The sequence below is a fragment of the Kribbella sp. NPDC104740 genome, assembly GCF_055583505.1.
Window position 1 is genome coordinate 85,432 of sequence record NZ_JBVJNV010000011.1, and the last position, 24,926, is coordinate 110,357.

25 protein-coding genes are annotated in these 24,926 nt (G+C 69.9%); 13 read left to right on the forward strand and 12 right to left on the reverse strand.

What is annotated here, in order from left to right; genetic code table 11:
• The first annotated feature begins 64 nt into the window (after positions 1 to 64).
• The 5 genes from ACZ6Z4_RS37150 (at position 65) to ACZ6Z4_RS37170 (ending at position 6,564) form a co-directional block, all read left to right on the forward strand.
• The gene (locus ACZ6Z4_RS37150) at positions 65 to 1,123 is read left to right on the forward strand and encodes a C40 family peptidase (protein WP_465576517.1); all 1,059 of its coding nucleotides are present in this window, start codon (positions 65 to 67) and stop codon (positions 1,121 to 1,123) included.
• A gap of 144 nt (positions 1,124 to 1,267) precedes the next feature.
• A complete protein-coding gene (locus ACZ6Z4_RS37155) occupies positions 1,268 to 2,857 on the forward strand; it encodes a hypothetical protein (protein WP_465576521.1) in 1,590 nt (529 codons plus the stop codon).
• Positions 2,850 to 4,094 (forward strand): M48 family metallopeptidase, encoded by a 1,245-nt coding sequence (locus tag ACZ6Z4_RS37160; protein ID WP_465576526.1) that lies wholly within the window; start codon positions 2,850 to 2,852, stop codon positions 4,092 to 4,094. The genes ACZ6Z4_RS37155 and ACZ6Z4_RS37160 overlap by 8 nt, the downstream gene beginning before the upstream one ends.
• A 25-nt stretch (positions 4,095 to 4,119) precedes the next feature.
• Positions 4,120 to 5,226 carry a glycosyltransferase family 4 protein gene (locus ACZ6Z4_RS37165; RefSeq protein ID WP_465576529.1) on the forward strand — a complete coding sequence of 369 codons (1,107 nt, stop codon included), beginning with the start codon at positions 4,120 to 4,122 and terminating at the stop codon, positions 5,224 to 5,226.
• 186 nt (positions 5,227 to 5,412) lie between these two features.
• Complete coding sequence (locus tag ACZ6Z4_RS37170; RefSeq protein WP_465576531.1) at positions 5,413 to 6,564, forward strand: alanine--tRNA ligase-related protein; 1,152 nt, start codon at positions 5,413 to 5,415, stop codon at positions 6,562 to 6,564.
• On the opposite strand, the gene ACZ6Z4_RS37175 is transcribed toward ACZ6Z4_RS37170, so the two are convergent.
• The 5 genes from ACZ6Z4_RS37175 to ACZ6Z4_RS37195 are packed head-to-tail and all read right to left on the reverse strand — an operon-like array spanning position 6,561 to position 10,609.
• Positions 6,561 to 6,836, reverse strand: a complete 276-nt coding sequence (locus ACZ6Z4_RS37175) for a carboxylesterase family protein (protein ID WP_465576536.1) — start codon at positions 6,834 to 6,836, stop codon at positions 6,561 to 6,563. The genes ACZ6Z4_RS37170 and ACZ6Z4_RS37175 overlap by 4 nt on opposite strands.
• Complete coding sequence (locus tag ACZ6Z4_RS37180) at positions 6,833 to 7,945, reverse strand: carboxylesterase/lipase family protein (RefSeq protein WP_465576539.1); 1,113 nt, start codon at positions 7,943 to 7,945, stop codon at positions 6,833 to 6,835. The genes ACZ6Z4_RS37175 and ACZ6Z4_RS37180 overlap by 4 nt, the downstream gene beginning before the upstream one ends.
• 5 nt (positions 7,946 to 7,950) lie before the next feature.
• Positions 7,951 to 8,925, reverse strand: a complete 975-nt coding sequence (locus tag ACZ6Z4_RS37185) for an EamA family transporter (protein ID WP_465576543.1) — start codon at positions 8,923 to 8,925, stop codon at positions 7,951 to 7,953.
• A gap of 55 nt (positions 8,926 to 8,980) precedes the next feature.
• Entirely contained in the window at positions 8,981 to 9,622 is a 642-nt protein-coding gene (locus tag ACZ6Z4_RS37190; protein WP_363671097.1) for a hypothetical protein, read from the reverse strand.
• Between the two features lie 9 nt (positions 9,623 to 9,631).
• Positions 9,632 to 10,609 (reverse strand): DUF5937 family protein, encoded by a 978-nt coding sequence (locus ACZ6Z4_RS37195; RefSeq protein WP_465576548.1) that lies wholly within the window; start codon positions 10,607 to 10,609, stop codon positions 9,632 to 9,634.
• Positions 10,610 to 10,667: 58 nt separating this feature from the next.
• Between ACZ6Z4_RS37195 and ACZ6Z4_RS37200 the strand changes: the two genes are divergently transcribed.
• Positions 10,668 to 11,903: an MFS transporter gene (locus tag ACZ6Z4_RS37200; RefSeq protein ID WP_465576555.1), complete on the forward strand. Its 1,236-nt coding sequence runs from the start codon at positions 10,668 to 10,670 to the stop codon at positions 11,901 to 11,903.
• Here ACZ6Z4_RS37200 and ACZ6Z4_RS37205 read toward each other — a convergent pair.
• The 4 genes from ACZ6Z4_RS37205 to ACZ6Z4_RS37220 form a co-directional block, all read right to left on the reverse strand.
• The gene (locus ACZ6Z4_RS37205) at positions 11,848 to 12,390 is read right to left on the reverse strand and encodes a P-loop NTPase family protein (protein ID WP_465576559.1); all 543 of its coding nucleotides are present in this window, start codon (positions 12,388 to 12,390) and stop codon (positions 11,848 to 11,850) included. The two genes, ACZ6Z4_RS37200 and ACZ6Z4_RS37205, sit on opposite strands and share 56 nt — an antisense overlap.
• A 5-nt stretch (positions 12,391 to 12,395) precedes the next feature.
• Positions 12,396 to 13,046 carry a LysE family translocator gene (locus ACZ6Z4_RS37210; protein WP_363671089.1) on the reverse strand — a complete coding sequence of 217 codons (651 nt, stop codon included), beginning with the start codon at positions 13,044 to 13,046 and terminating at the stop codon, positions 12,396 to 12,398.
• Positions 13,047 to 13,130: 84 nt separating this feature from the next.
• Positions 13,131 to 14,153 carry a LacI family DNA-binding transcriptional regulator gene (locus tag ACZ6Z4_RS37215; protein ID WP_465576564.1) on the reverse strand — a complete coding sequence of 341 codons (1,023 nt, stop codon included), beginning with the start codon at positions 14,151 to 14,153 and terminating at the stop codon, positions 13,131 to 13,133.
• Positions 14,154 to 14,203: 50 nt separating this feature from the next.
• Positions 14,204 to 16,042: a glycoside hydrolase family 36 protein gene (locus tag ACZ6Z4_RS37220; RefSeq protein ID WP_465576567.1), complete on the reverse strand. Its 1,839-nt coding sequence runs from the start codon at positions 16,040 to 16,042 to the stop codon at positions 14,204 to 14,206.
• A gap of 134 nt (positions 16,043 to 16,176) precedes the next feature.
• Here ACZ6Z4_RS37220 and ACZ6Z4_RS37225 point away from each other — a divergent pair, with 134 nt between their 5' ends.
• The 5 genes from ACZ6Z4_RS37225 to ACZ6Z4_RS37245 are packed head-to-tail and all read left to right on the forward strand — an operon-like array spanning position 16,177 to position 21,273.
• Positions 16,177 to 17,454, forward strand: coding sequence for a hypothetical protein (locus ACZ6Z4_RS37225; protein ID WP_465576571.1), 1,278 nt, complete (start codon positions 16,177 to 16,179; stop codon positions 17,452 to 17,454).
• Positions 17,451 to 18,713 carry an extracellular solute-binding protein gene (locus tag ACZ6Z4_RS37230; protein ID WP_465576574.1) on the forward strand — a complete coding sequence of 421 codons (1,263 nt, stop codon included), beginning with the start codon at positions 17,451 to 17,453 and terminating at the stop codon, positions 18,711 to 18,713. Before ACZ6Z4_RS37225 ends, ACZ6Z4_RS37230 begins: the two co-directional genes overlap by 4 nt.
• Before the next feature lie 8 nt (positions 18,714 to 18,721).
• Positions 18,722 to 19,777: a carbohydrate ABC transporter permease gene (locus ACZ6Z4_RS37235; RefSeq protein ID WP_465576579.1), complete on the forward strand. Its 1,056-nt coding sequence runs from the start codon at positions 18,722 to 18,724 to the stop codon at positions 19,775 to 19,777.
• A 3-nt stretch (positions 19,778 to 19,780) separates the two neighbouring features.
• The gene (locus ACZ6Z4_RS37240) at positions 19,781 to 20,677 is read left to right on the forward strand and encodes a carbohydrate ABC transporter permease (protein WP_465576582.1); all 897 of its coding nucleotides are present in this window, start codon (positions 19,781 to 19,783) and stop codon (positions 20,675 to 20,677) included.
• Between the two features lie 41 nt (positions 20,678 to 20,718).
• Positions 20,719 to 21,273: a cysteine hydrolase family protein gene (locus ACZ6Z4_RS37245; protein ID WP_465576585.1), complete on the forward strand. Its 555-nt coding sequence runs from the start codon at positions 20,719 to 20,721 to the stop codon at positions 21,271 to 21,273.
• Here ACZ6Z4_RS37245 and ACZ6Z4_RS37250 read toward each other — a convergent pair.
• Both ACZ6Z4_RS37250 and ACZ6Z4_RS37255 read right to left on the reverse strand, forming a co-directional pair.
• Positions 21,260 to 21,589 (reverse strand): hypothetical protein, encoded by a 330-nt coding sequence (locus ACZ6Z4_RS37250; RefSeq protein WP_465576588.1) that lies wholly within the window; start codon positions 21,587 to 21,589, stop codon positions 21,260 to 21,262. The two genes, ACZ6Z4_RS37245 and ACZ6Z4_RS37250, sit on opposite strands and share 14 nt — an antisense overlap.
• Entirely contained in the window at positions 21,579 to 21,947 is a 369-nt protein-coding gene (locus ACZ6Z4_RS37255) for a nuclear transport factor 2 family protein (protein WP_465576590.1), read from the reverse strand. Before ACZ6Z4_RS37255 ends, ACZ6Z4_RS37250 begins: the two co-directional genes overlap by 11 nt.
• A 104-nt stretch (positions 21,948 to 22,051) precedes the next feature.
• Between ACZ6Z4_RS37255 and ACZ6Z4_RS37260 the strand changes: the two genes are divergently transcribed.
• Positions 22,052 to 22,969, forward strand: a complete 918-nt coding sequence (locus ACZ6Z4_RS37260) for an RNA polymerase subunit sigma-70 (protein WP_465576595.1) — start codon at positions 22,052 to 22,054, stop codon at positions 22,967 to 22,969.
• Between the two features lie 41 nt (positions 22,970 to 23,010).
• Positions 23,011 to 23,607 (forward strand): P-loop nucleotide/nucleoside kinase family protein, encoded by a 597-nt coding sequence (locus tag ACZ6Z4_RS37265; RefSeq protein WP_465576598.1) that lies wholly within the window; start codon positions 23,011 to 23,013, stop codon positions 23,605 to 23,607.
• 872 nt (positions 23,608 to 24,479) lie between these two features.
• Here ACZ6Z4_RS37265 and ACZ6Z4_RS37270 read toward each other — a convergent pair.
• Positions 24,480 to 24,905 (reverse strand): VOC family protein, encoded by a 426-nt coding sequence (locus tag ACZ6Z4_RS37270; protein WP_465576601.1) that lies wholly within the window; start codon positions 24,903 to 24,905, stop codon positions 24,480 to 24,482.
• Between the last annotated feature and the right edge of the window lie 21 nt (positions 24,906 to 24,926).

Below are 24,926 nucleotides of genomic sequence, written 5' to 3' on the forward strand. Positions count from 1 at the left end.
GTTCGTCGCTTCGGGCGTCGGGTCGACGGGGACGGCGCGAGCAGAGGAAGGGACCGACCGGGCTGTGTCCATCGGACGCATCAACCGCACCAGGGGTATCGCCCTCGCCGCCATCACCAGCACCGCCGTCGTGGCGGGAGTGCTCTTCATCCAGGGAGCCGCGGACGCGGACCCCAAGCTGACGCTGGAGCAGGCGAAGGCCCAGGTCGCGACGCTGCAGCACAAGGCCGAGCAGGCCGGGGAATCCGCCAACGATCTGCGTGGGCAGATCAAGGCGTCGACCGACCGGGTGAAGGCGCTGCAGGCCGGTATCAAGAAGCAGCAGACCCAGGTCGACGCGGTGAAGCGGCAGATCGGCTCGCTCGCGGTCGCCGGGTACCAGACCTCCGGGATGACGACGACGGCGCAGCTGCTGCTGTCGACGAACCCCGACCAGTTCCTCAGCCAGGCCTCCACCGCCCAGGCGTACGCCGGCCAGCAGAACTCCGCGCTGCGCAAGTTCCAGGCCGCCCAGGGCAAGCTCGCCGACCTGCAGGCCAGCGAGCAGACCGAACTGGCCGCGCTGCAGAGCGTGCAGGCCCAGCAGGACGGCCTGAAGAAGCAGATCCAGACCAACCTCGACGCCGCCGAGAAGGTGCTCGGCAAGCTCAGCGACGAGGAACGGTCCCGGATCGAGGCCGAGAACGAGAAGGAAGCCGAGGAGGCCCGCGAGCAGCGGACCAGCCGCAGCGGCCGGATGGACGACGACGAGGACCTGCCGGACGTCCCGGCCAGCGGCCGCGCCGCGGCCGCGGTGAACTACGCGATGGCCCAGCTCGGCGACCCGTACGTGTGGGGCGCCGACGGCCCGAGCTCGTTCGACTGCTCCGGCCTGACGATGGCGGCCTGGGGGCGCGCCGGCGTCTCGCTGTCGCACTCGTCCAAGCAGCAGATCAACGAGGGCCGTCGGGTCAGCAAGAGTCAGCTGCAGCCGGGCGACCTGGTGTTCTTCTACAGCCCGATCAGCCACGTCGGCATGTACATCGGCAACGGCCGGATGGTGCACGCCAGCCGCCCCGGCAAGCCAGTCAAGACCGAGTCCATCAACGTGATGCCGTACAGCGGCGCCGTCCGCCCGGGCTAAGCAGGCGCGGGTTCAGATTCGTGATCACGGCTCCGGGGCACGCCCCCCGGAGCCGCGTCGTTTCACCACCGGTGTGTTCTCCTGTCGGGGAGGACGCCTAAAGTGACTCCCCGGACTGGGGCAGGTGAGCAGCAAGGGGCCGAGGTGAACGACGACCAGCGCGAGACGACGCCGCTGCCTGCCGTTCCCCCGGGCCCGCGGAAGGCCCCGTCGGACCAGACGACGGTGGTGATCCCCGCGCAGCACGCGGCGCCGCGGCAGAAGAAGCCGGCGACCGGGGGTGGTTGGTGGGACGACGCGCCGGTCGGTGAGGTCAAGACCGAGCCGGTAGCTGCTCCTCGCCCCGCCGGAAGCGGGGACGGTGGCAAGGACGCTGACGGCTCCTGGAAGAGTGTCGTCTGGCCCCTCCCGCGTCCTCTCGTCAAGCGGATCGCCCTCGGAGCCGCGGTCGGGGTGGTCGGCGTCGCCGCCTTCGCGGGCATCCGTCAGCTGGCCGACGACCCCGCGAGCACCACCGGCCCGACCGGTACCCCCAATCCCGGTCAGACCTCCACGACTCCCGACGAGGCCTCCGGGGGCGTCCGCCGCGCGGTCGCCGGCGAGGCCGTGCTGCAGAAGATGGCCGACGCCGTCCGCGCCGAGAACCGCTCCGAGTTCCTGGCCACGATCGACCCGCAGGCCAAGTCCTTCGACGAGCAGGCCCGGACGATTTACAGCAACCTCGGCAAGCTCCCGCTCGCGACCTTCCAGCTGCGCTACGTCAGCGACGACCCGGCCGCGCTCGAGCCGGACCGCACCCGCGCCCTCGGCGGCACCCAGTCCTGGCTCGCCCAGGTCGAGGTCTCCTGGCAGCTCACCGGGTACGACGCGAAGCCGGCCCGCGAGATGCTCCCGGTCACCTTCGTCACCCGCGACGGTACGACGTACGCCGCGTCCTTCTCGGAACGCTTCGTGGCCGGTCAGCGCCGCCCGATCTGGGCGCTCGGCAGCATCGACGTCGCCAGGAGCGAGCACAGCCTGGTGATCAGCCTCGACTCGCAGGCCAACGCCGACGACTACGCGGAGGTCACCGACCGCGCGGTCGACTCGGTCAGCAAGGTCTGGGGCCGGAACTGGCGGCAGAAGGCGGTCATCTACCTGCCGTCGAAGCAGTCCCAGATGGAGAACGTGCTCGGCGCCCAGCAGGGCACCTACACCCAGATCGCGGCCGTCACGATGGCCGAGCTGGACACCCCGCAGGTCGGCGCCCCGGTTCGGATCGTGGCCAACCCGAAGCTGTTCGACGAGCTCGGCAAGCAGGGCCGGCGGATCGTGCTCACCCACGAGACCACCCACGTCGCCTCGACCGCTACCGCCTCGCCGGTACCGTTGTGGCTGGCCGAAGGGTTCGCCGACTACGTCGCCTTCACCGCTGTCTCCGTCCAGGACGAGTCCGCGGCGAAGGAGCTGTTCAAGGCGATCCGGGCCGGCAAGGTCCCGAAGACGCTGCCGGCGCCGGAGGCGTTCGCCGCGTCGTCGACGGAGCTCCCGCAGGCCTACGAGTCGGGCTGGCTCGCGTGCCGCCTGATCGCCGAGCGGGAAGGACAGAGCAAGTTGGTCAAGTTCTACCGGACCGTGCACGCGTCGAAGAGCCCGACCGGGCTGGCCGACGCGTTCCGCACCGTGCTGGGCACCACCGAGCAGCAGTTCGTCGCCGACTGGCAGAACTACATCAAGCGGCTCGCCGGTGTCTGACGCGACCGCCCGCCGGGCCCCCTGGGCCGCCGGTGTGCTGGTCGCCGCCGCTCTGGTCGTGGTGATCGTCACCACCACGCCCTGGCACCTGATCGACCTGCCCACCCCGGACGCCGCGCTCGACTTCACCAGCGCCGAGATCGACCGCCAGCAAGCGTTCCGCCACGCATTGTTGCCGTGGTCAACGACTTCGTGGGTGCTGTCGGTGCTCGTCCCGCTGGCGATCGGCTTCAGCCCGCTCGGCCGCCGCCTGTACGACGTACTGCGCATCCGCCGCTGGTGGCTCGCCGTTCCGGTGCTGGTCGCCGGGCTCGGGCTAGTGACCTCGCTGGTCACGCTTCCGACCGACGCGCTGGCCGAGCAGGTCACCCGCGACTACGGCTTGTCCACCGAGAGCTGGGGCCTGTGGCTGCGCGACCGCGCGGTGAACTGGCTGCTGATGTCGCTCGCGCTGGTCGCGATCGCGCTCGGGCTGATCGCGCTGGCGAAGAAGTGGCGAACCTGGTGGTGGGCGCCCGCGGCGATCGCCGGCGCGGTGCTCGTGCTCGGGGTCTCGTTCGCGTACCCGGTGCTGGTCGAGCCGCGCTTCAACGACTTCACCTCGATGGCGCCGGGAGCGCGGCGCGACGCGTTCATGCAGTTGGCGCGTGAGGACGGCGTACCGGTTCGCGATGTGCTCGTCGCTGACGCGTCGAAGCGGACGACGGCGCTGAACGCGTACGTGTCGGGCTTCGGATCGACGCGGCGGTTGGTCGTCTACGACACGCTGCTGAAGGACGCGACGCCGGCACAGGTGCGCCTAGTCGTCGCGCACGAGCTCGGGCATGCGGCCGAGGACGACGTGCTGCATGGGACGCTGATCGGGACACTCGGGGCGGCGTTCGCCGTGGTGCTGCTCAAGCTGCTGCTCGGTGATCGGATGGCTGATCCGCGCCGTACGGCGGCGTTACTGGCGCTGGTTGTCGCCGGTACGACGCTCGCGGCGCCGGTGCAGAACCTGGTCAGTCGCCGGATCGAAGCGCGCGCTGACTTCCACTCGCTGCGGCTGACGAACGATCCGAAGGATTTCGTCGAGATGCAGCACGCGCTGTCGGTGACGAACATCTCGGGTCTCGAGCCGAGCCGCTGGCGGTACTGGATGTTCGCCAGCCATCCGACGCCGCCGGAGCGGATCGCGATGGGGCGGGCGTGGGGGAGCGAGCACGGGGATCCGGTGCCGCCGCTGGTGGACAGATGACCTTGCGCCACGCCCCGACAGCCGGATGACCGTCCTCGTCGTCACCAACGACTTCCCGCCCCGCCAGGGCGGGATCGAGACCTTCGTGCGGTCACTCTGCGACGAGCTCGACGATCTCGTCGTCTACACGTCGCACACTCCCGGCGACACGGCGTACGACCACACGCTGTCCTTCCCGGTCGTTCGCGACCGCACGAAGATGCTGCTCCCGACGCCCCGAGTCACCCGCCGAGCGATCGAGCTGATGCGCGAGTACGACGCCGACCGCGTCCTCTTCGGCGCCGCCGCCCCGCTCGGCCTGATGTCCCAGCAGCTCCGGGCCGCCGGCGCCCGCAGGATCGTTGCCATGAGCCACGGTCACGAAACCTGGTGGGCGAGCCTGCCGGCGACCCGCCAGGCCCTGCGCAGGATCGGCGACACCGCCGACGTCGTCACCACGGTCTCGGCGTGGTGCGAGGAGCGGATCGCCCGCGCGCTGTCGCCGAAAGCAACCATCGAGAGACTCACTCCAGGTGTTGATCCGGCTCGGTTCTTCCCGGGGTGCGGGGGAGAGCAGATACGCAAAAGCCTCCGACTCGGCGATCGTCCGGTCGTCGCCTGCGTCTCCCGGCTGATCGCTCGCAAAGGCCAGGACACCCTCATCCAGGCTTGGCCGCGCGTGCTCGCCGACGTACCCGACGCCGTCCTCCTGCTCGTCGGCGGCGGCCCGGAGCGCGAGCGCCTGGAAGCCCTGGCCGAACCGCTCGGCGACTCCGTGCACTTCACCGGATCCGTGCCCTGGCAGGACATCCCGCCGTACGTCGACGCCGCGGACGTCTTCGCGATGCCGACCCGGACGCGCCGCTTCGGCCTCGAACCCGAAGCCCTCGGCATCGTCACGGTGGAGGCCTCCGCCACGCGCAAGCCGGTGGTGATCGGCGACTCCGGCGGTACGCCGGACACCGTCCGGCACGGCGAGACCGGCTACCTGGTCGACCCGTACAACCCGGTCGCGACCGCGGTCCGGCTGGTCGAGCTGCTCACCGATCGGGGCCGTGCGCAAGCATTCGGTGATGCCGGCCGAGCGTGGGTCGAGAGTGAGTGGACCTGGGCCACTTCCGGTACGAAGCTCAGGACCCTGCTCGACGTCTGACCAAAAGTGTGTACTCTGGGTGCATGCATCAGATGTCCCGCCTCGCCGCAGCCGTACGAGCTTTCCGCTCTCCGGCTGCCGCTGTCTGACATCTTCCTCCAGAACCGGCGACCGGAAACGGTCCGCCGGTTCTTGCGTCTCCGAGGCCAGCCCATCGTTTCCGGTCCACACCCCAAAGGACCCGAAATGAACCTCACCAAGACCTTCCTCGACTTCTTCACCGAGCACGACCACATCCCGACCACGGGCTCCTCGCTGATCCCGCGCCCGGGGGACCCGGTGCTGTTCACCACCTCCGGTATGCACCCGCTCACGCCGTACCTGGAAGGTGATCCACATCCGCTGGGCCGGCGCCTGGTCGGCGTGCAGCGATGTCTGCGCACGACCGACCTGGACGAGGTGGGCGACCCGACGCACCTGACCGTGTTCGAGATGCTGGGCTCCTGGTCGCTCGGCGACTACGGCAGCGAGCAGACCCTGCGCTGGGGCTACGAGCTGCTCACCGAGCGTTTCGGCATCGACCCGAGCCAGCTGTACGTCACCGTGTTCGGCGGCGACAACCAGGTCGAGCTGGACCAGGAGTCGCTGCGCACCTGGCAGTCGCTGGGCGTCCAGGTCGAGTTGACGAGCGACGAGAACTGGTGGTCGAACGGCCCGACCGGTCCGTGTGGCCCCGACTCGGAGATCTTCATCTGGACCGGCGACGGCTCACCCGAGGGCACCCCGACCACCGACGACCGCTGGGTCGAGGTGTGGAACCACGTGATGATGCGCTACCGCCGGCTCGACGACGGGTCGCTGGAGCCGCTGGAGCAGCGCAACATCGACACCGGGCTCGGGCTGGAGCGGCTGACGATGCTGCTCGAGGGCAAGAAGTCGGTCTACGAGACCAGCCTGTTCGAGCCGTGGACGCAGACCGTGCCGAAGCTGTGGAAGCTCGGCGAGACCGACGAGCGGATCGTGATCGACCACCTCCGGTCGAGCATCGTGATCGTCGGTGACGGCGTGCACCCGTCGAACACCGGCCGCGGCTACGTGCTGCGCCGGCTGATCCGCCGGGTGCTGACGATCCTGTGGCGCGACGACGAGTCGCGGTCGCTGGCGGACCTGCCGATCGAGCTGTTCCAGCAGACCCTGGACCACTTCCACCAGGGCGAGCTGGTCACGCTGGTGCGCCGGATCATGATCGACGAGGAGATCCGGTTCACCAACCTGCTCGACCGCGGCCGTCGCATCCTCAGCCACGACCGCTTCCGCAAGCCGCTCGACGACAGCGACTTCGAGTACCTGCACGAGACCCACGGCCTCCCGCGGGAACTGGTGGACTCGCTCCTCTAGAAGACCTGGACAGCCCGGGTGGTCGGCTCGTACGGCGACCAGCCCGGGCTCCCGGTCTTCGCGAAGCTCACCCAGGCGGCGTGCATCCGGTCCGCCAGCTCCTGTGGCGGCTCCGACCCGTACAGCGGGGAGGTGGCGGTCGCCAGGGTGTCGAACACGAACGGCAGCTCCAGCGCGTGGCAGGAGCGCAGCCCCTCCAGCGGCGACTCCCAGCTGAACTCGTACACGTACGCCGTACCGCCAGCCGCCTGCTGAGCCTCAGCAAGCCTCACCGTCGGCTGCGCGATCGCACGGTCGCTGCTGATCGCGGTGAAGATCTCACCAGGCGTCCCGGTGTACTCCGACGCCAGCGCCGGGTCCAGCCCAGCCCGAGCGAGCAGCACCGGCAGGGCCTCAGTAGTGATCGAGCAGCGATTCCAGTCGGCACGGTGAACAGGTTGAACTCGTGCCGCGTAGCACCAGCCATCACCTCCACACCAGCCGCAGCACCAGCAGCAATCGCTGCCAGCGGCTGCTGATGCACCAGCTCTCCATCGATCGCCGGGAACAGCGGCATGATGCCGCCGCCCGCCTGCACCGTCGTCACACCCCAGCGGGCCGGGTCAGGTGCAGCACGCAGCTCAGCGGACACCTGCTGCTGCACAGCGATCAGCTCGACCGTGGAGACGGACGACAGCCCAGCAGCAGTAGCCGGTACGCCGAGCCGCTTGGCAACCTCAGCCGTCACCAGCGCGAGGTCGCTGTCCAGCGCCACCGCCTCAGCCGACCCGCTCTGCACGATCGCGCGCTGGAACAGCCCCTTGGCCGCGGGCATCGCGAGCAGCGTCGCGACGCTCATCCCGCCGGCCGACTGCCCGAAGATCGTCACCTGCTCGGGGTCGCCGCCGAACGCGGCGATGTTGTCGCGCACCCAGCGCAGCGCCGCGAGCTGGTCGAGCAGCCCGCGGTTGCTCGGCGCGTCGGGCACGACGCCGAAGCCCTGTACGCCGAGCCGGTAGTTGATGCCGACCAGCACGACCCCGTCGCGCGCGAACGCGCTCCCGTCGTACGCGGGGATCCTGTTCGACCCGTTGCGGAACGCGCCGCCGTGGATCCAGACCATCACCGGCAGCCCTTCGCCGCCGGGAGTCCAGACGTTCAGGTTGAGGATCTCGTCGCCGTCGCTGAGCGGGTTCGCCAGCAGCACGTCGAAGGGCGGGTCGTACGGCGGTTGCGGCGCGGTCGGCCCGAACGCGGTCGCATCGCGGACGCCGTCCCAGGCGACGACCGGTTGCGGCGCTTCGTAGCCGACCGGCGTACCGGCGTACGGGATGCCGAGGTAGGCGGTCACCCCGTCGGTCGTGACGCCCCGGACCTGTCCACCCTCAACTGTCAGCTCCATGCGGCCTATCCTCGCACCGACTCCGGGACCTCCTCGGTGACCGGCAGTTCGAGTGGCGCGACCTTGCCGACCGACGACTGGGCGACGAACGCGCCGAGCAGCACGATCGCGCCGCCGATGATCTGGTTCGTGGTCAGCGTCTCGTTGAGCAGGATCCAGGCGAACAGCGTCGCCGCGACCACCTCGACGTACGCGACCGCGCCGCCGATCGCCGCCGAGAGCCGCTGGACCGCGGCCGCGCCGGCCAGGTAGGCGACCACGGTGCTGACCACGATCAGCCAGGCCGCGAACACCCAGCCGGGCGCCGACCGCTCGCCGATCGCGATCGTGTCGGTGAGCGCGTTCCACGGGATGCCCCAGGGCGCCGCGATCGCGGTCAGCAGGATCGCGCCGACGACGCTGCCCGCGGCCGTCATCACCAGCGGGTCGGCGACGCCGGTCAGCTTGTCGATCAGGATGAAGTACGTCGCCTGGCATGCGGCCGCGCCGAGCCCGGCGAGCAGCCCGATCAGGTCGAGCCGGACGCCGGACCAGATCTCGACCACGGTCGCGAGTCCGACCAGCGCGATCCCGACGCCCAGCGCGGCCGACTTCGGCACGGCGACCTTGCGGCCGAACTTGAGCCAGGCGACGACCAGCACCGGCCCGGAGAACTCGAGCAGGATCGCGACGCCGACCGGCAGCCGGCTGGCGGCGATGAAGAACAGCGTCTGGCAGCCGGCGATGCCGGTCAGCCCGTACAGGACCAGCTGCGGCCAGGAGGCGCGCGCGGCGCGCAGTCCGGCCGCGCCGCGGAAGATCAGCACCAGCGGGACGAGCAGCGCGGCGGCGCCCAGGATCCGCAGCCAGGCGGCCTGCTGCGGGGACATCCCGGCGCCGATCAGCGCCTTCGCGAACGGTCCGGAGCCGCCGAAGGTGACCGCGGAGAAGAGCGCGAACCCGAGCCCGATCGACTTCGTCCGGGCAGCATCCTGTGTCATGGGCGTAATGCTGGCACACCCATTACAGGCGCGTCGAGAGTGTTTCAGTTCGTGGTCAGAGCACGTTGACCGCGCGCGCCGCGACCACCGCGATGGTGAGCAGCGAGATCGCCGACTGGACCGTCATCAGCGCCTTCACCCGGGCCGACAGCGGCATCGTGTCGGTCGGGCTGAACGCGGTCGCGGCGGTGAACGCCACGAACAGGTAGTCGGTGAACCCCGGCAGCCACTTCTCCCAGCCGGGGATGTCAGCGGTCATCTGCGGGAACAGCAGGTCGGCGCGTTCGGTCTCGTGCTCGTGCTCGGGCGCCCGCGCGAACGGGCCGCCGCGGTCGACCTCCCAGTACCAGACCGCGAACGCGACGACGTTCGTCACCCAGATCAGCAGCGCGGCCTTGACCAGCACCATGCCGTTGTTCGCGTCACCGGAGGTCAGGTAGGCGATCAGGCCGGCCAGATAGATCCCGTTGATCACCACGATGACGGCCAGCAGGACCAGTTCCACCCAGCGCAGCCAGGGCTCGTCCCGGTGCAGGTGGAACGGGTTTGCCCACACCAGCGGAACCAGCAGCGCAGCGCCGAGCGCTGGCAGCAGCCAGCGAGGCATCGGCAGCACCTCGGCCGGAACTGTCAGCTGCAGGCCCAGCACGACCAGCACCGCCAGTGAGGCCGGCCACCTCCGCATGTGCTTCTTCATGCCGTCTTTCTATCCGACAGAGGCGTCGACTACTGCCTGTCCCACGTCGGTGCGTCGGTAGTGGACCTGGTGACCCGTACGGCGACGCGTGACCAGGCCGGCGGCGTACAGGGCCTTCAGGTGCTCGGCGACTGTCGCCAGGGCCAGTCCGTACTGCGCTGCGAGGGCACTGGTCGTTGCTGGTGGGTCCAGTGCTGTGAGCAGGGTTGCTCTGGTTCTGCCGAGCAAAGTGGCCAGGGGGTCGGGTGCTGCGGGTGCGTCGTCCCAGAGGCGGGCTGCACCGCGTGCTGGGTAGACCAGCGTCGGCTGGTAGCCCGGGGCAACGATGGCGACCAGGTACGGCCAGGCGAAGGCGCCGGGGACCAGCAGCAGTCCCTCACCGGAGAGCTCGTGGTCGGGCTCGCGGTAGCGGGAGGCGATCAGGCTGTCGTCGTTCCAGGAAAGCGTCGGGTGCAGGTCGTCGAAGAGCTTCGCGAGCCCGCCGCTGGTGAGCTGCTCGCCGCGGTGCGCGATGTCGTCGTCGAGCACGCGGCTGATCGTTGGCCAGTCGGGCTCGATCAGCGTGGTCCAGGCGTCCTCGATCTGGTCGGCGAACCGCTCGCGGGCTCCGGCCGGATCGGCCAGCATTCGGTCGATCGCTGGCGCCGCGGGGTTGTTCAGCTCGTCACGGGATCTGGTGAGCTCGGCCCGTACGACGTCGAGCGGCGTCGCGCGGACGCGGGCGATCTCGGTCGCGAAGCGGGCGCGGGAGGCCTTCGGCGGGGGAGTGAGGAAGTCGGGGGTGAAGCCGGTGCGTGGCTGCACTGCGCGGAGCATGCGGAGGTCGAGCCGTTTGGCCGCCTCGGCTTGGGCGGCGACCCAGGGGGAGTAGAGCGGGCGGTGCTTGCTGCCGTTCAGGACGCGGACCGCGGAGACGGTCTCCCAGAGCGGCGAGACGCCGAAACGGCAGCGCAGCGCGTCGGCCCGGGTGAAGCGCAGGACAGTCATCTTTCGGTCACCCCCGAAAGTCTAGTCGCCGGTCGGCGTCGCCGGGCACGCTCGGCCCGTGACCTCTCAGGCCGATCCACCGCGCGCTGCCCGTCCCGCGGGCGGCTACCTCGCCGTACTCCGCATCCCGGGCCTGCGTGCCGTCTTCACCGCGCACGCCGTCTCCATGGTCGGCACCGTCGCCGCCCAGGTCGCGCTCTCGATCCTCGTCTTCGACCGCACCGGCTCCCCGCTGCTCTCGGCGCTCGTCCTCGTCTGCTCGTTCCTCCCGTACGCCCTCGGCGGCACGATCCTCTCCTCGATCGCCGACCGCTTCCCAGCCCGCCCGCTCCTCGTCGCCTGCGACCTGCTCAGCGCGCTCTGCATCGGCGCCATGCTCATCCCCGGCCTCCCCGTCGCCGCCCTGCTCGGCCTGCTGCTGCTCACCGGCCTGATCGCCCCGATCTTCGCCGGCGCTCGCTCCGCCAGCCTCACCCAGCTCCTCCCCGCCGACCTCTTCCCGACCGGCCGATCCCTGCTCCGAACCATCAGCCAGACCACCGTCCTCACCGGCTTCGCCCTGGGCGCGATCGCCGTCGCCGCCGTCGGCCCGACCTGGCTGCTCGCCCTCGACGTCGCAACCTTCGCCCTCTCCGCAGTCCTGATTCGCTTCGGCACCCCGTCAACTCCGGCGCCAGGCGCCCGCGGCAACACCCTCCAGGCGTCCCGCGAAGGCCTCCACTACCTCTTCACCACCCCGAAGGTCCGCACCCTGCTGCTCCTCACCTGGGCAGCCCCCGCTTTCTCCGCCGTCCCCGACGGCTTGGCCGTCGCGTACGCCGCCCAAACGGGCGCAGCCGCTTCGGCCGCGGGCGCCCTCTTCACCGGCTACGCCGCCGGAACCGTCCTCGGCGAGCTCGCCGCCACCCGCCTCACGCCGCAGACGCGCCGCAAACTCCTCATTCCGTTGCTCCTGGCAACACAACTCCCCGCGATCGCCTTCGCCCTCACCCCGTCGGTCGCGCTCGCCGCAGTCCTCCTCGCCGTCTCCGGCAGCGGCCACGCCTTCAACCAGGCCGTCGACCCGCTGATCCTGGAAGCGGCGGACCCGGCGTACCGAGGCCGCCTCTTCACCGTCCAGACCAGCGGCCTGATGACGGTCCAGGGCGTCACGATCGCCCTCGCCGGCGTGATCGGAACCTTCGTCGCCCCGAACATCACCATCGCGTGCGCAGGCGTCCTCGGCACAGCGGTCGTCCTCACTCTGGCCCGAAAGACAAGAACCGCCGAACATCCCGCCGCGACCGCAGCCTGACCATCCGCGCGACTGCTGGGTCCTCGCTGAGCCGCTCGTACTCCCGCTTGGTCGGCGCATACGTCCGCCAGGCCCAGAGCACGATCGACCGCGCCGGATCCCGACTCAGCTGATCCCGCAACGGCCGCTCCCGATTCCCGTTCCACAGCTCGACCCCGCTCAGCGTCCGCCGTACGGTCCGCAGTACCAGTTGCCACATCACCACGGCTCGCGGCAGATCCAGCCAGACCACCACATCGGCGGCCGTCCAGGTGATCTCCCGGACCCGCGCCGAGTAGTTGCCGTCGACAACCCACCCGTCGCTCGCCGTCGCCGCAGCGACTCGCGCGGCGAACTCGTCCTCGGGCAGCTTCGTCCACCCGGCCTGCCAGAACAGGGCGTCCAGCTCGACATGCGGTACACCGAGCCGCGCGCTCAGCGCGCGAGCCACAGTCGACTTCCCCGAGCCCGCGACGCCGATCACCACCACCCGACGGACAGACCCCATCTCGATCAGGGCGCAGCGACCGGCTGCGCGCGGTCGGTCGCGAGCTTCACCGCGAACACCGCGAGCGCCGTACCAGTGACATACCGGTGGATCCGCGCCCACAGCGGCTTGCGGCTGAAGAACACCGCGACGGACCCGGCGGTGATCACGAAGATCGCGTTCACGCCGACGCCGACCGCCGTCTGCGTGAGCCCGAGGATCAGGCTCTGCGCGCCGACGTGACCCTGGGACGGATCCACGAACTGCGGGAGCAACGAGATGTAGAGGATCGCGATCTTCGGGTTCAGCAGGCAGGTCAGCAGGCCCATCCCGAACAGCTTGCGCGGGCGATCCGGCTCCAGAGCGTCGGGGGTGAACGCCGAGCTGCCGCCCGGTCGGAGTGCCTTCCAGGCCAGCCAGAGCAGGTACGCCGCCCCGGCGATCTTCAGCCCGACGTAGATCTCCGGCACCAGCGCGAACACCGTCGCGAGCCCGGCCGCCGCCGCGAGCAGGTAGATCAGGAAGCCGGTCCCGACGCCCGCCAGCGAGATCAGGCCGGCGCGGCGGCCCTGCACGACCGAGCGTGAGACGAGGTAGATCATGTTCGGCCCGGGCATCACCACCAGCCCCAGCTCGATCAGTGCGATCCCGATCAGTGCTTCCGTGCTGACAATCATCGCCCGTCCCCTCCGCCGTCGGTGCCTTGGCGAAACTAACAGGCGCCGGGATCCCCGGCGTACGGGTTTTCCCAGCTGAGACGGCTAGGCGCTGGCGCGCACGACCAGGGGAGCGGTGACCAGGCACCCAGGCTGATCAGCCTCGTTCGCGATCTCCCGCAGCGCCCGCGCGAACAGGCTGTTCGCGATGTCCCGCAGCGGAATCCGGGCCGTCGTCAGCGGAGTGTCGAGCATGCTCGCGAACGGGAAGTCGTTGAAGCCGGTCACCGCGACGTCCTCGCCGACCTTGACCCCGAGCCGCTGCAACGCCCGGATCGCCACCACGGCGAACGCGTCGTTGTCCGCCACGAACACATCCGGCCGATCAGCGCCCGCCATCGCCGCGGCGACATAAGCGCCCACCGCGTCGAGGTCGTCGAAAGACTCCGTCGCGTACGGCGTCTCGAACAGCTGCCGAAATCCTTCCTCGCGCTGATGCACCCACGGGAGCTCGCTCTTCGTCCCCAGGTACGCCGCCCGCGAGCGCCCGGCCGCGCGCAGGTGCCGCCCGATCGCGGCCATCGACTCGACGTTGTCCACATCGACCCAGCACTGCCGCTGCCCGGCGCCGGTCCGCCCGAACGCGACGAACGGGAACCCCTTCGCGGAAAGGAACTCGATCCGCGGATCGTGCGGCATCGTCTCCAGCACCACGATCGCATCGACCTGACGCGCGGCGATCAGCTGCTCGTACAAGGCGATCTCGGTCTTGCCCTCGGTCGGCGTCGTCACGTGGACGCCGTACCCGTCGACCGCGGCCGCCTTGACCAGCCCGCCGAGCAGCCCGTGCAGGAATCCACCGAGCCCCGGGTTCTGCTCGTCGACCGCGTCGTCGAGGTAGAGCGGCAGCCCGATCACCTGGCTGCGGCCGGACGACAGCGCGCGGGCGGCGTGGTTCGGCGTGTACCCGAGCTCGGCGATCGCGGCCTGGACCGCGGCGACCGTCTGCTCGCTGACCCGGTGCGGCGCGTTCACCACGTTGGACACCGTCATCGCCGACACCCCGGCCTTCCGGGCCACGTCGGCCACGGTCGTCCGGCGGTGCGCGGTCTTCCGCTCGGTCGCCATCAAGCCCCCTTCGTCAACTCATCCAACCAGCGTCACCGCGGCGCCGCGCGTCAGGCCGTGGCGGCGCGTTCGATCCGCGCCACGCCACCGACCGGTACGTCGAGCGCCCACAGCCCTCGCGGAGGTGCGCACGTCCCGCGCCGCACCTCGCGGCCGGAACAGTCAGACACTACGACCTCGACCGGCTCGTCACCGGCACCGTCGAGCAGCACGGTCGGCTCGTTCCCGCCGTTCACCAGCAGCAGTACGCCGGCCGGCGCCGCCAGCCGCACGACCGGGTTCGAGTACACCGCGACGATCGTCTCCTCCGCGGTGATCGCCGCGACCTGCGTGTACCGCGCGTCCGGCCGGACGGGCACCAGCTCGCCCTGCAGCAACGTCGCCGCGTGATCTCGCAAGAAGCCGAGCCAGTACCGCACCACGCGGTCGTGCTCGTCGGACACCGCGTCGAGCTCCATCGACACCTGCGGCGAGCTGAACAGCACGCCGATGAACTGCTCGGCGACGGCCTCCGCCGAGGCGTCCGGGTGCCACATCAGCATGTCCGAGTGCACGGCCCGATCGCCGGCCAGCAAGCGCGCGTCGACCGTCCGCACCCGGTTCTCCACCGCGTCCAGCGCGCAGTCGCCGGCGCGCAGGAAGGTCCCGTACTGCCACAGCCGCGGGTTCACGTAGTCCTGCCGGAACTCGATCAGCAGGTCCGGCCGCAACCGCTGCAGCTCGTCGCGCACCGCGGCGAAGAACAGCTCGACGCCTTCGTCCACGGTCGCGCAGTCGCCGTCCGGCGTGGGCGGCGGGTTCTTCCAGGCCCAGCTGTCGATGAAGTCGATCTTCAGCCCGTCCACACTCCAGTCGCGCACCGGCCGGACGCAGCACTCGACCAGGTGCTCGCGGACGTCGGCGTACCGGGGATCGAGCGCGACCGTCGTCTGCTCCGCGTCGAGGAAGCCGAGCGCCTTGTCGCTGAACCGGTCCCAGGCCTTCGAGTGCCGGCCCATCAGCGGCGGCGCGATCCAGAGCACGTAGTCGACGCCGAGAGCGTGCACGCGCCGTACGTGGTCGGCCATGTCGGGGAAGGAGCTGCTGGTCGGCTCCCAGTCGCCGCAGTACGCGTACCCGCGCTGGGTGTTGTCGGTCTGCCAGCCGTCGTCGACGATCACCGCACTGCACCCGTACTGCGCGCCGGTCCACGCGTGCCGCTCGACCGACTCCTGCGACACGTGCTGGTGGTCGGAGTACCAGGTCGAGTACATCGCGGTGCGGGCGACGTCGGGCACCGGCGTGATCCGGTCGCCGAGCTCGGCCGTCCAGGCGTCGGTGACGCCGCGCAGCGCGGCCGCGAAGTGCAGCGCGCGCAGGTCGATCCGGACGGTCAGCCGGTGCTCGCCGTCGACCAGCTCGACGTCGTCGACCACGAGCTCGACCAACTGCTCGGCGGTCTCCTCGTTCACGCCGACGGCGAAGTCGCAGCCGCGCACGCTCGAGGACAGCGACACGACCAGCGGGCTCACGTCGTCGGTGCGCACCAGCGCGGCGACGGGCGCCGAGCGGACCGAGCGGACGTCGCGCTGCGAGCCCCAGTCGGTCGGGAGGTTGCGGTGCGATCCCTGGGTCGCCTGCCACAGCGTCGCCGCGCCTTCGACCGGCCAGGTCCAGCGGATGCGGACCGGCTCCACCCGCAGGTCCGCGGCGACGATCTCCACCAGCAGAACCCCGGCGGTGGGCGCGTCGAGCCCGCTGACCCCGGCGGTGGGCGCGTCGAGCCCGCCGGCCCCGGCGCCGGGAGCGATGACCTCCCGGACCGTGGCGGCCCCCGAGACCGTGGCGGTCCGGACCACCGAACCGTCGGGGGAGCGCACCTCGAACGAGGCCTGGGGCGGGACGGGCATCGGCGGCTCCTGTCGTCGTCAGTAACTCTCGACCACCGACTATAGCGGTAAAATCGAAGCGTTCCCACGTATTGACGAATACCCGATCCATGCTAATTTTACCGCTAAACACGGATTCGTCGAAGGGTACCGCGATGCCGGAGCTGACCGTCACGTCGGACAGCGCGTACGTCGAGAACGCCTTCGCCTGGGCACGCGACCAGGCGCTGGCCTGGGTGACCACGGACGTTGCCGAGGGCAACCTCCCGTCGTACTGGGCCGGCTACCCGTCGCGCCCGATGTTCTACTCCCGCGACGTCTGCCACCAGGCCGGCGGCGCCCACCTGCTCGGCCTGGACGCCGAGAACTTCGCGATGCTGCGCCACTTCGCCGCCTCCGCCACCGCGGTCCGCAAGTGGTACCCGGTCTGGGCGTTCCACTTCGACGGCGCGGTCGCCGCCCTGGACTACCGCGGCGACGACGACTTCGTGCGGGAGATCCCCGCCGTCTTCGACCTGACCTGGCGGGCGCTGGAGCAGTACGACTGGACCGGCGACCGGCGCTGGCTCGACGACCCCGACCTCGCGGCGTACTACCTGCGCTCGGTCGACGACTTCGTCGCGCTGCACGACCACGACGGCGACGGCGTCCCGGAATCGCCCGGGACCGGCGACATCTTCGCCGGCTCCGCGACGTACAACGAGCAGGACGCCGACCACCCGCTGATCGTCGCGGCGGACGGGATCGCTCTGCAGTACGCCGCACTGACCGCGCTCGCCAAGCACCACGGACCGGCGTACGGCGACCGCGCGAACAAGCTCCAGCAGGAGTTCCTGACGACCTGGTGGGACGACGAGCAACGCCGCTTCGCCCGCGGGCGCACCGCGGACCACGGCCTCGACTTCGGCTGGGGACTGGAGTCGAGCTGGATCGCGCCGATGACCGGGCTGACCGGCGACGGCGTCCGCACCGAGCAGTTCCTGGACTTCGTCGAGCAGCAGCTCGAGCTGTCCCCGCCGAAGAACATCGAGGCGTTCAGCTACCTGCCCGAGGTGTTCTTCCGGCACGGTCGCGACGAGTCGGCGTGGCGCTGGATCCGGCACCTGATCGACAGCCGCGACGACTACCCCGAGGTCTCGTTCACCGTGGTGCACCACCTGGTGGCCGGGTTGCTCGGACTCCGGCCGGACGCCGCGGCCGGTGCCTTGTCCATCGACTCCCACCTGCCGGCCGACATCGGCCGGCTGACCGCCGACCACGTCCGGGTCGGCGGCTGGGACCTGCGCATCACCCAAGAAGGACGGCACACGACAGAGGTCACCGTGCACAGCGGACCGGGGCCGCTCACGGTGACCGCCGGACCGGCCGGCCACCGCACCATCGAGCCCGGCGGCACCGTCCGGGTGACAACTCAGACGAAGGACCCCTCATGACACTTCGCAACCGCCTGCTCCCCGTCGGAGCCGGACTCGCCGCGCTGCTGCTCGCCGCCGGGTGCGCGACCGGCAGCCAGCCCGCCGCCAACAACGGTGCCGCCGACGAGAACGGTGACATCACCTTCTCGTTCTGGGGCACCAACTCCGAGGCCGCCTCGCTGAAGGCGATCGCGGCCGCGTTCGAGCAGGCCAACCCGGGCACCAAGGTGACCACGAACTGGATCCAGGCCGACTACGAGCAGAAGCTGCAGACTTCGATCGCGGCCGGCACGCAGTCGACGGTGATCGAGATCAGCAACACCAGCCTGGCCGGGTTCGCGCCGAGCTTCGCCGAGCAGCAGGTCGACCCGGGCAAGTTCGTCCAGCCGAACATCTCCGACGCGCTCATGTTCGAGGGCAAGTACTACGCGACGCCGTTCACCGCCAAGCCGAAGGTGATGGCGGTCAACCTGGACGCGTTCAAGGCCGCCGGGCTGCCCGCGCCGAGCCCGACCACGCCGCTCAGCCTCGACGAGTTCAAGACGATCGCGCAGAAGCTGTCCCACGGCGACGGCAAGACCCGCGTCTTCGGGACCAGCAACATGTGGTTCAAGGGCTGGCTGACCGCGGCCGGCGGCGGTTTCTACAACGCCGACGCGACCGCCTGCACGTTCGGCGACAGCCAAGGCGTGGCGACCGCGCAGTACATCGTCGATCTGCAGAAGGAGCGCTCCGCGCCGAACTCGATCGACATCGAGGGCCAGGACCAGGCGCAGTGGTTCGCGGCCGGGCGGCTCGGGACCTTCAGCGACTTCGGGCCGTGGACTGTCGCCGACTTCGCCAAGATCAGCAAGCCGAACTGGACGCTCGTCCCGGTCCCCGGCAAGGGATTCCCGATGGAGGTCGGCGGGCTCGCGATCGCGAAGAACGCCAGCGGCAAGAAGGCCGAGACGGCGAAGAAGTTCGTCGAGTTCGCCAGCACGAACAAGACGGCGCAGGACCAGCTGATCCAGGGCAACACCGCGCTCGGCGTACCGATCATCGCGGAGTCGACGCCGACGCTGGAGAAGGTGCTTCCGGCCGAGCGCAACCTGGCCGCGTTCACGACCGCGCTGAAGACCGGTCTGGTCAGCCCGTCGGTGAAGCGCGAGGGCCAGATCTCCGGCGACGCCGACAAGGGCATCACCAGCTACACCCCGCTGGGCAGCGGCAAGGACGACGTGGCCAAGATCCTGCCCGGTCTGAACGACAAGTGCACCGCGGCCCTGAAGCAGTGAGGTAGACCGTGAACCCGACCATCGGATGGATCCGCCAGCTCGCGGAGTCCTGGGGAGTGCCCGCGGTCCTGGTGCCGCTGGTCCCGTTCCTGGTCCTGCTGATCGTCCTGTACGCCGTGATCGGGCTGGCGGCGTACGCGGCGTTGCGCAGGTGGCCGCGGGCCGACAAGACGATCGCCTTCTGGTTGTTCATCTCGCCCTGGCTGATCGGGTTCGTGATCTTCACCGTCGGCCCGATGCTGTCCTCGATCTTCGTCAGCCTGACCTCGTGGGACCTGATCACGCCGCCGAAGTTCGTCGGCCTGGCCAACTACTCCGAGGCCTTCCAGGACCCGCGGGTCGGGCAGGCGATCAAGGTGACGCTGCTGTACGCCGTGATCAGCGTCCCGCTGCAGACCGCGCTGGCGTTCGCGGTGTCGCTGCTGATGAACGTCGACCTGCCGGGGATCCGGCTGTTCCGGACCATCTGGTACCTGCCCAGCCTGGTCTCCGGCGTCGCCCAGATCGTGCTGTTCCTGTGGGTCTTCAACCCGCAGTACGGGCTGGTCAACGACGCGCTCGGCAAGATCGGGATCACCGGTCCCGGCTGGTTCAACGACGCGTCCTGGGCGCTGCCGACGGTGATCCTGATGAGCCTGTGGACGGTCGGCGGCGCGATGGTGATCTACCTGGCAGGATTGAAGGACGTGCCGGTCACGCTGTACGAGGCCGCCGCGCTCGACGGCGCCGGGCCGCTGCGGCTGTTCTGGCACGTCACGTTGCCGCAGCTGAGCCCGATCATCCTGTTCAACGTGCTGACCGGGATCATCGGCGCGCTGCAGATCTTCACCCAGGGCTTCGTCGTTAACGGCGGCCCGAAGGACTCGCTGCTGTTCTTCGTCTACTACCTGTACGACAACGCGTTCCAGAACTTCCGGATGGGCTACGCGTCCGCGCTGGCCTGGATCCTGTTCGTGATCATCATGGCGCTCACCGCCGTGACGCTGCGCGGCAGCGCCTTCGCGATCTACTACGAGACCGAGATGGGCGGGCGGCGCCGCCGCCCGCGCCTGAGGAGGGGCTGAGCCATGGCCGTACTGGTCGACACCGGCCGCGCCACCGAGGTCGCCGCGAGCGTCCGGCGCGCGGACCGCCCGTACTGGCGGCGGAACCTGCCGCTCACGGTGATCCTGTACGTCGTACTCGGTCTCGGCTCGGCCGCGTTCGTCTATCCGTTCCTGTGGATGATCGCGACCTCGCTGCGCTCGCTGGCCGGCGTCGGCAGCGCGGGCGCGAGCATCTGGCCTAGCGAGTTCCTCTGGGACAACTACACCCGGGCGATCACGTCGTTCCCGTTCTGGCGGTACGCGCTGAACTCGGTGCTCACCACGCTGATCCCGATCGTCGGGACGGTGTTCTCGTGCGCCCTGGCCGGTTTCGCGTTCGCGCGGCTGCGGGTGCGGTTCTCCGGGCTGGTCTTCGCGGTGGTGCTGGCGACGATGCTGCTGCCGGGGGAGGTGACGATGGTGCCGCAGTTCATGTTGTTCAACAACCTCGGCATGATCGACACGCTGTACCCGCTGATCCTGCCCGCGTTCTTCGGGTCGCCGTTCTACATCTTCCTGTTCCGGCAGTTCTTCTCCCGGATGCCCGCCGAGCTCGCCGACGCGGCGGTCGTCGACGGGTGTGGCTGGTTCAAGATGTTCCTGCTCGTCTACCTGCCGCTCGCGCGGCCGGCCGTCGTCGCGGTGTCGATCCTGCTGTTCATGGGCTACTGGAACAACTTCCTCGGCCCGGCGATCTACATCAACTCCGACCAGTGGAAGACGTTGCCGCTCGCGTTGGCCGGCTTCCAGTCCGTGAACGGCACCGACACCCCGTTGCTGATGGCAACGTCGGTGCTGATCACGCTGCCTTGTCTGGCGATCTTCTTCCTCGCCCAGAAGCAGATCACCAACGGGATCACCTTCACCGGGGGCCGGTGAATCCGGTTGACCGCGCCGGTGGGTTCGTCGATGATCGCCGCATGCCGGAACCTGTGGACGCGCTGCTGATCATCGACGTCCAGGCCGGGCACGTGGGTGGTGCGCACGCCGTACCCGACGCCGACCAGTTGGAACAGGCCGTCGCAGGCCTCCTGGCGGCAGCACGGGGGAGTGGGGCTCTCATCGTCCACATCCAGAACGACGGCGATGCCGGTCAGGTGGATGCGCCTGGGACTGCTGGCTGGGAGCTGCACTTCCAGCCGGCCGACGGTGAGACGGTCATCCGCAAGACCCACGACGACGCCTTCCGCGAGACCTCACTGACCGCACTCCTCACCGACCACGGCGTCGGGGCGGTCGCGATCTGCGGCCTGATGTCGGAGATGTGCGTCAGCGCGACCGCCCGCACGGCACTCGACCGCGGGTATCGGGTGGTTCTGCCGCAGAACGCCCACACCAGCACGGGCATCCCGGCCCGCCCAGGCCTGAGCGAAGCGATCCCCGCCGACACGGTCTCGCGGGTCGCCGAATGGGCTTTGGGAGATCAGGTCGAGCTGGTCCGGCGGGCCGGTGAGGTCGACTTCAAGCGCCGCTGACGAACGTGTAGGCCTCGTCAAGTAGAGCTTTCCAGCGGTTCGTATTGGGTATGCCGACCCACTCACGTGCGGGGTTTCTCCCGACGTGCACCTCCTCGCCACCCGCGGCGAGCAGCTCGGCAACGCGCGCGCCGGGCAGCTTCACGATCAACTGTCCCTCGCGTCCCACGAACGCGAACACCTTCGGCTCACCTTGAGACAGCACCCGAAGCGCCTCGCTGCCGAACATCGCCGCGCGATCAACCCCCGGCACCCCGTCGTACGCCTCGGCCAGCTCGTCAAGTAGTTCCTGCCCCCGCCGGCGCTCAGGACGCATCGGCAGCCCGCGCCTCGGTGAACGGCTGGCGGTCGAAGATGATCCGCAGCTCCGTGATCCGCCCGTCCACGACCGTGATCAGTTCCGCCGCCGGCGCATCCGCGACCGGCACCGTCCGCGTCCCGTACATCAGCAGCGCCGTCGACTCGTCGCCGTACGCCGCGAGCAGCTCCGACTCCAGCAGGATCTTCGAGAACGGCTCCATGAACCCGCGGAACGCCTCCGCGCCCTCGATCGGCCCGGACGGCGCCCGGCAGACGATCCCGTCGGCGACGTACTGCATGGCGGCCTCGAAGTCGTGGCCGGTCCAGGCGCGGTGGTAGGCGAGCGCGACGTCGAGCGCGGTCTGCTGGGTCATCGGGGGAGTCCTTCCGGTCGGCTGATACCTGTACAGACACCACCCGCCCCCGAATCGGAACGCAACCGCCAGGAATTGTCCGGAGCGCCTGCCACCATGGGGTGATGACGACGGTGCTGGAGCGGGCGCGCGGCGGCGACGACCGCGCCTTCGGCGAGCTGACGGCGCCGTACGCGCGCGAGCTGCACCTGCACTGCTACCGAATGCTCGGCTCGGCCACCGACGCGGACGACGTCCTGCAGGAGATCCTGCTCGCCGCCTGGACCGGCCTGAGCAGCTTCGCCGAGCGGTCGTCGCTGCGCACGTGGCTCTACCGGATCGCCACCAACCGCTGCCTGAACGCCATCCGCGACGGCAAACGCCGCCCCCCGACCGAACCGCTGCCACCCTTCGACCCACCCGAGCCGACCCGGCGCGGCGACATCACCTGGCTCCAGCCGTACCCCGACACCTGGCTCGAGGACCACGCCGTACGCCGGGAGACGATCGAGCTCGCCTTCGTCACCGCGCTGCAACGCCTCCCACCCCGCCAGACCGCGACGCTGGTGCTGGTCGACGTCCTCGGCTTCACCACCACCGAGGTCGCGGAGATGATGGACACCACCCAGACCGCGATCAAGGGCGCACTCCAACGCGCGCGGGCCTCGGTGGGTCAACCGTCCAACGAACCAAACGATGGAAAAGAACAAGACATAGCCCGCCGCTTCGCCGAAGCGTTCGTTGCCGATGACATCGAAGCTGTCACCGACCTGCTCACCGACGACGCCTGGCTCGCGATGCCTCCCGCACCGCACGAATACCAAGGCCCAGCAGCGATCGCGGCCTTCCTCCGCGCCAGCGCCGCCGGCCGTCGCGGGGCGCGCGTCCGCCTGGATCCGAGCCCCTGCAACCACCAGCCCGGCTTCCGCTGCTACTTCCTCACCGACGACCACCCACCCCGCTACGCCGGCCGCTTCGTCCTCACGATCGCCGGCGACCGCCTCACCCGGATCACCAGGTTCCTCGACCCCGCGCTCGAATAAACCGATCGTCCGCAGCCCGCCCACCCTGGCACCCTTGCCCCATGGACCTGGTGATCATCTTCGGACCCGCCGCCGCCGGCAAGATGACGGTCGGGCACGCCGTCTGCGAGCGGACCGGCTTCGCGCTCTTCCACAACCACGCGATGATCGAGCCGATCCTGGAGATCTTCCCGTTCGGCACCCCGCAGTTCAACCGCCTGGTCTCGGAGTTCCGCCGCCGCGTGCTCGAGGAAGCCGCCGCGTCCCACCTGCCCGGCCTGGTCTTCACCTTCGTCTGGGACCTGAACGACCCCGACGAGATCGCCCTGATCGCGTCGTACGCCGAGATCGCCAAGTCACACGGCGGCCGCACCCACCTGGTCGAGCTCTACTCCGACCAGTCCGAACGCCTCGCCCGCAACACGACCCCGTTCCGCCTGGAACGCAAAGCCAGCAAACGCAACCTCGAGTTCTCCGAACGCAACCTGCTGGACATGGACGCCCAGTACACCCTCAACACCGGCGGCCCCCGCACCAAGGCCGAGGGCCTCCTCGACCAGCACCCCTACCTCCGAATCAACAACACCAACCTCACCGCCCAAGAAACCGCCGCCCAAATCATCAAGACCTTCGACCTCCCGCTCACCACCCACCACTGATCAACCCCACCCCACCATCCCGCACCAAGCGCCGCCCAGCCGCCCGAGGCCGCGCCGCAGGGGTTGATCAGTGCTGCAGATCGCCCTCCCCGCGGAGACCAACCGAACAGGCGGACCTGCACCACTCACCAACCACGTGGTTCGCCGCTCGGGCAGGCTCGCCGTCCGCTCGCACCCAGCCTGCGCGAGGACTTGGTGAGTGCTGCACGTCCGCGGGTTGGGCTGTCCTGCCGACGATCGCGCCGGTTGGCCCGGGGCGGGCGGCCGGGGGGAGGAGCCGGACCTGCACCACTCACCAACGACGTGGCTCGCCGCTCGGGCAGACTCCCCGCCCCCTCGCGCCCAGCCCCACGCGAGGACTCGGTGAGTGCTGCAGCTCCGCCGGCTGCGTTGTTCTGCCGACGCTCACGCAGAAGACGTGCGACTTCCCGACCGGCACCCACACTGACCAACCCCGCTCCGCCCCGCCGCACTCAGCGTCCACCAGCGCGCCCAGCCTGCGCTGCACCGGGTTGATCAGTGCTGCAGGTCGCCCTCGCAGCCGAGGGCGATTCAGCAGGCCGACGTGCACCACCCACCAACCGAGCGGCCCGCCGCCTCGGCAGGCTCACCGCCCGCTCATCCCGACCCCGGGAGACGACTTGGTGGGTGCTGCAGGTCGCCCTCCCCGCGGAGACCAACCGAACAGGCGGACCTCCACCACTCACTAACCCTGCGGCTCGCCGCTCGGGCAGGCTCGCCGCTCCCTCGCGCCCAGCCTGCGCGAGGACTTGGTGAGTGCTGCAGCTCCGCCGGCTGTGCCGTTCTGCCGACGATCGCGCCGGGCCGGGGCGAGCGGCCGTGGAAAGAAGGTGTCCGCGGTCGGTGGGCGGTCAGTGGTGGGTCTGTCGTGCTGCGGTGATCTCCAGGTAGTGCGGGTTGTGCATGATCCCGAGTACGTTGCCGAACGGGTCGACGACGGACGCGGTGGTGAAGTCGCTGTTGCCGTGAGCGGTGATCGGCTGGTATTCCTTCGCGCCGAGCGCCAGCAGGCGCTCGAACGTTCCCGGTAGGTCGTCGACGTGCCAGTGCATCACCGCGCCGCCCGGGGCGTTCCCCGCCCCGGGCGGGGCGTACTTGCGGTCGATGAAGCCGAGTTCGTCGCCGTCGTCGCCGACGCGGAACTCCACGTACGCCGGTGCGGCCGGCGCCTCGGGGAAGGCGTAGTAGGCCTCCTGCCCGAGTACCTCGGCGTACCAGTCGCGCGCGGCGGCGAGGTCGTCGGCGTAGAAGCTGATGGTGGCGAATCCTCGGAACATCGGTGTCTCCCTGGGCCTCCC

What these genes read in the sequence shown, in the direction of transcription:
- ACZ6Z4_RS37165 (WP_465576529.1), top strand. Translation starts at nt 4,120, where the DNA reads ATGACCGTCCTCGTCGTCACCAACGACTTCCCGCCCCGCCAGGGCGGG.
- ACZ6Z4_RS37170 (WP_465576531.1), top strand. Translation starts at nt 5,413, where the DNA reads ATGAACCTCACCAAGACCTTCCTCGACTTCTTCACCGAGCACGACCAC.
- ACZ6Z4_RS37180 (WP_465576539.1), bottom strand. Translation starts at nt 7,945, where the DNA reads ATGGAGCTGACAGTTGAGGGTGGACAGGTCCGGGGCGTCACGACCGAC.
- ACZ6Z4_RS37185 (WP_465576543.1), bottom strand. Translation starts at nt 8,925, where the DNA reads ATGACACAGGATGCTGCCCGGACGAAGTCGATCGGGCTCGGGTTCGCG.
- ACZ6Z4_RS37190 (WP_363671097.1), bottom strand. Translation starts at nt 9,622, where the DNA reads ATGAAGAAGCACATGCGGAGGTGGCCGGCCTCACTGGCGGTGCTGGTC.
- ACZ6Z4_RS37195 (WP_465576548.1), bottom strand. Translation starts at nt 10,609, where the DNA reads ATGACTGTCCTGCGCTTCACCCGGGCCGACGCGCTGCGCTGCCGTTTC.
- ACZ6Z4_RS37205 (WP_465576559.1), bottom strand. Translation starts at nt 12,390, where the DNA reads ATGGGGTCTGTCCGTCGGGTGGTGGTGATCGGCGTCGCGGGCTCGGGG.
- ACZ6Z4_RS37210 (WP_363671089.1), bottom strand. Translation starts at nt 13,046, where the DNA reads ATGATTGTCAGCACGGAAGCACTGATCGGGATCGCACTGATCGAGCTG.
- ACZ6Z4_RS37215 (WP_465576564.1), bottom strand. Translation starts at nt 14,153, where the DNA reads ATGGCGACCGAGCGGAAGACCGCGCACCGCCGGACGACCGTGGCCGAC.
- ACZ6Z4_RS37220 (WP_465576567.1), bottom strand. Translation starts at nt 16,042, where the DNA reads ATGCCCGTCCCGCCCCAGGCCTCGTTCGAGGTGCGCTCCCCCGACGGT.
- ACZ6Z4_RS37225 (WP_465576571.1), top strand. Translation starts at nt 16,177, where the DNA reads ATGCCGGAGCTGACCGTCACGTCGGACAGCGCGTACGTCGAGAACGCC.
- ACZ6Z4_RS37230 (WP_465576574.1), top strand. Translation starts at nt 17,451, where the DNA reads ATGACACTTCGCAACCGCCTGCTCCCCGTCGGAGCCGGACTCGCCGCG.
- ACZ6Z4_RS37240 (WP_465576582.1), top strand. Translation starts at nt 19,781, where the DNA reads ATGGCCGTACTGGTCGACACCGGCCGCGCCACCGAGGTCGCCGCGAGC.
- ACZ6Z4_RS37245 (WP_465576585.1), top strand. Translation starts at nt 20,719, where the DNA reads ATGCCGGAACCTGTGGACGCGCTGCTGATCATCGACGTCCAGGCCGGG.
- ACZ6Z4_RS37250 (WP_465576588.1), bottom strand. Translation starts at nt 21,589, where the DNA reads ATGCGTCCTGAGCGCCGGCGGGGGCAGGAACTACTTGACGAGCTGGCC.
- ACZ6Z4_RS37255 (WP_465576590.1), bottom strand. Translation starts at nt 21,947, where the DNA reads ATGACCCAGCAGACCGCGCTCGACGTCGCGCTCGCCTACCACCGCGCC.
- ACZ6Z4_RS37260 (WP_465576595.1), top strand. Translation starts at nt 22,052, where the DNA reads ATGACGACGGTGCTGGAGCGGGCGCGCGGCGGCGACGACCGCGCCTTC.
- ACZ6Z4_RS37265 (WP_465576598.1), top strand. Translation starts at nt 23,011, where the DNA reads ATGGACCTGGTGATCATCTTCGGACCCGCCGCCGCCGGCAAGATGACG.
- ACZ6Z4_RS37270 (WP_465576601.1), bottom strand. Translation starts at nt 24,905, where the DNA reads ATGTTCCGAGGATTCGCCACCATCAGCTTCTACGCCGACGACCTCGCC.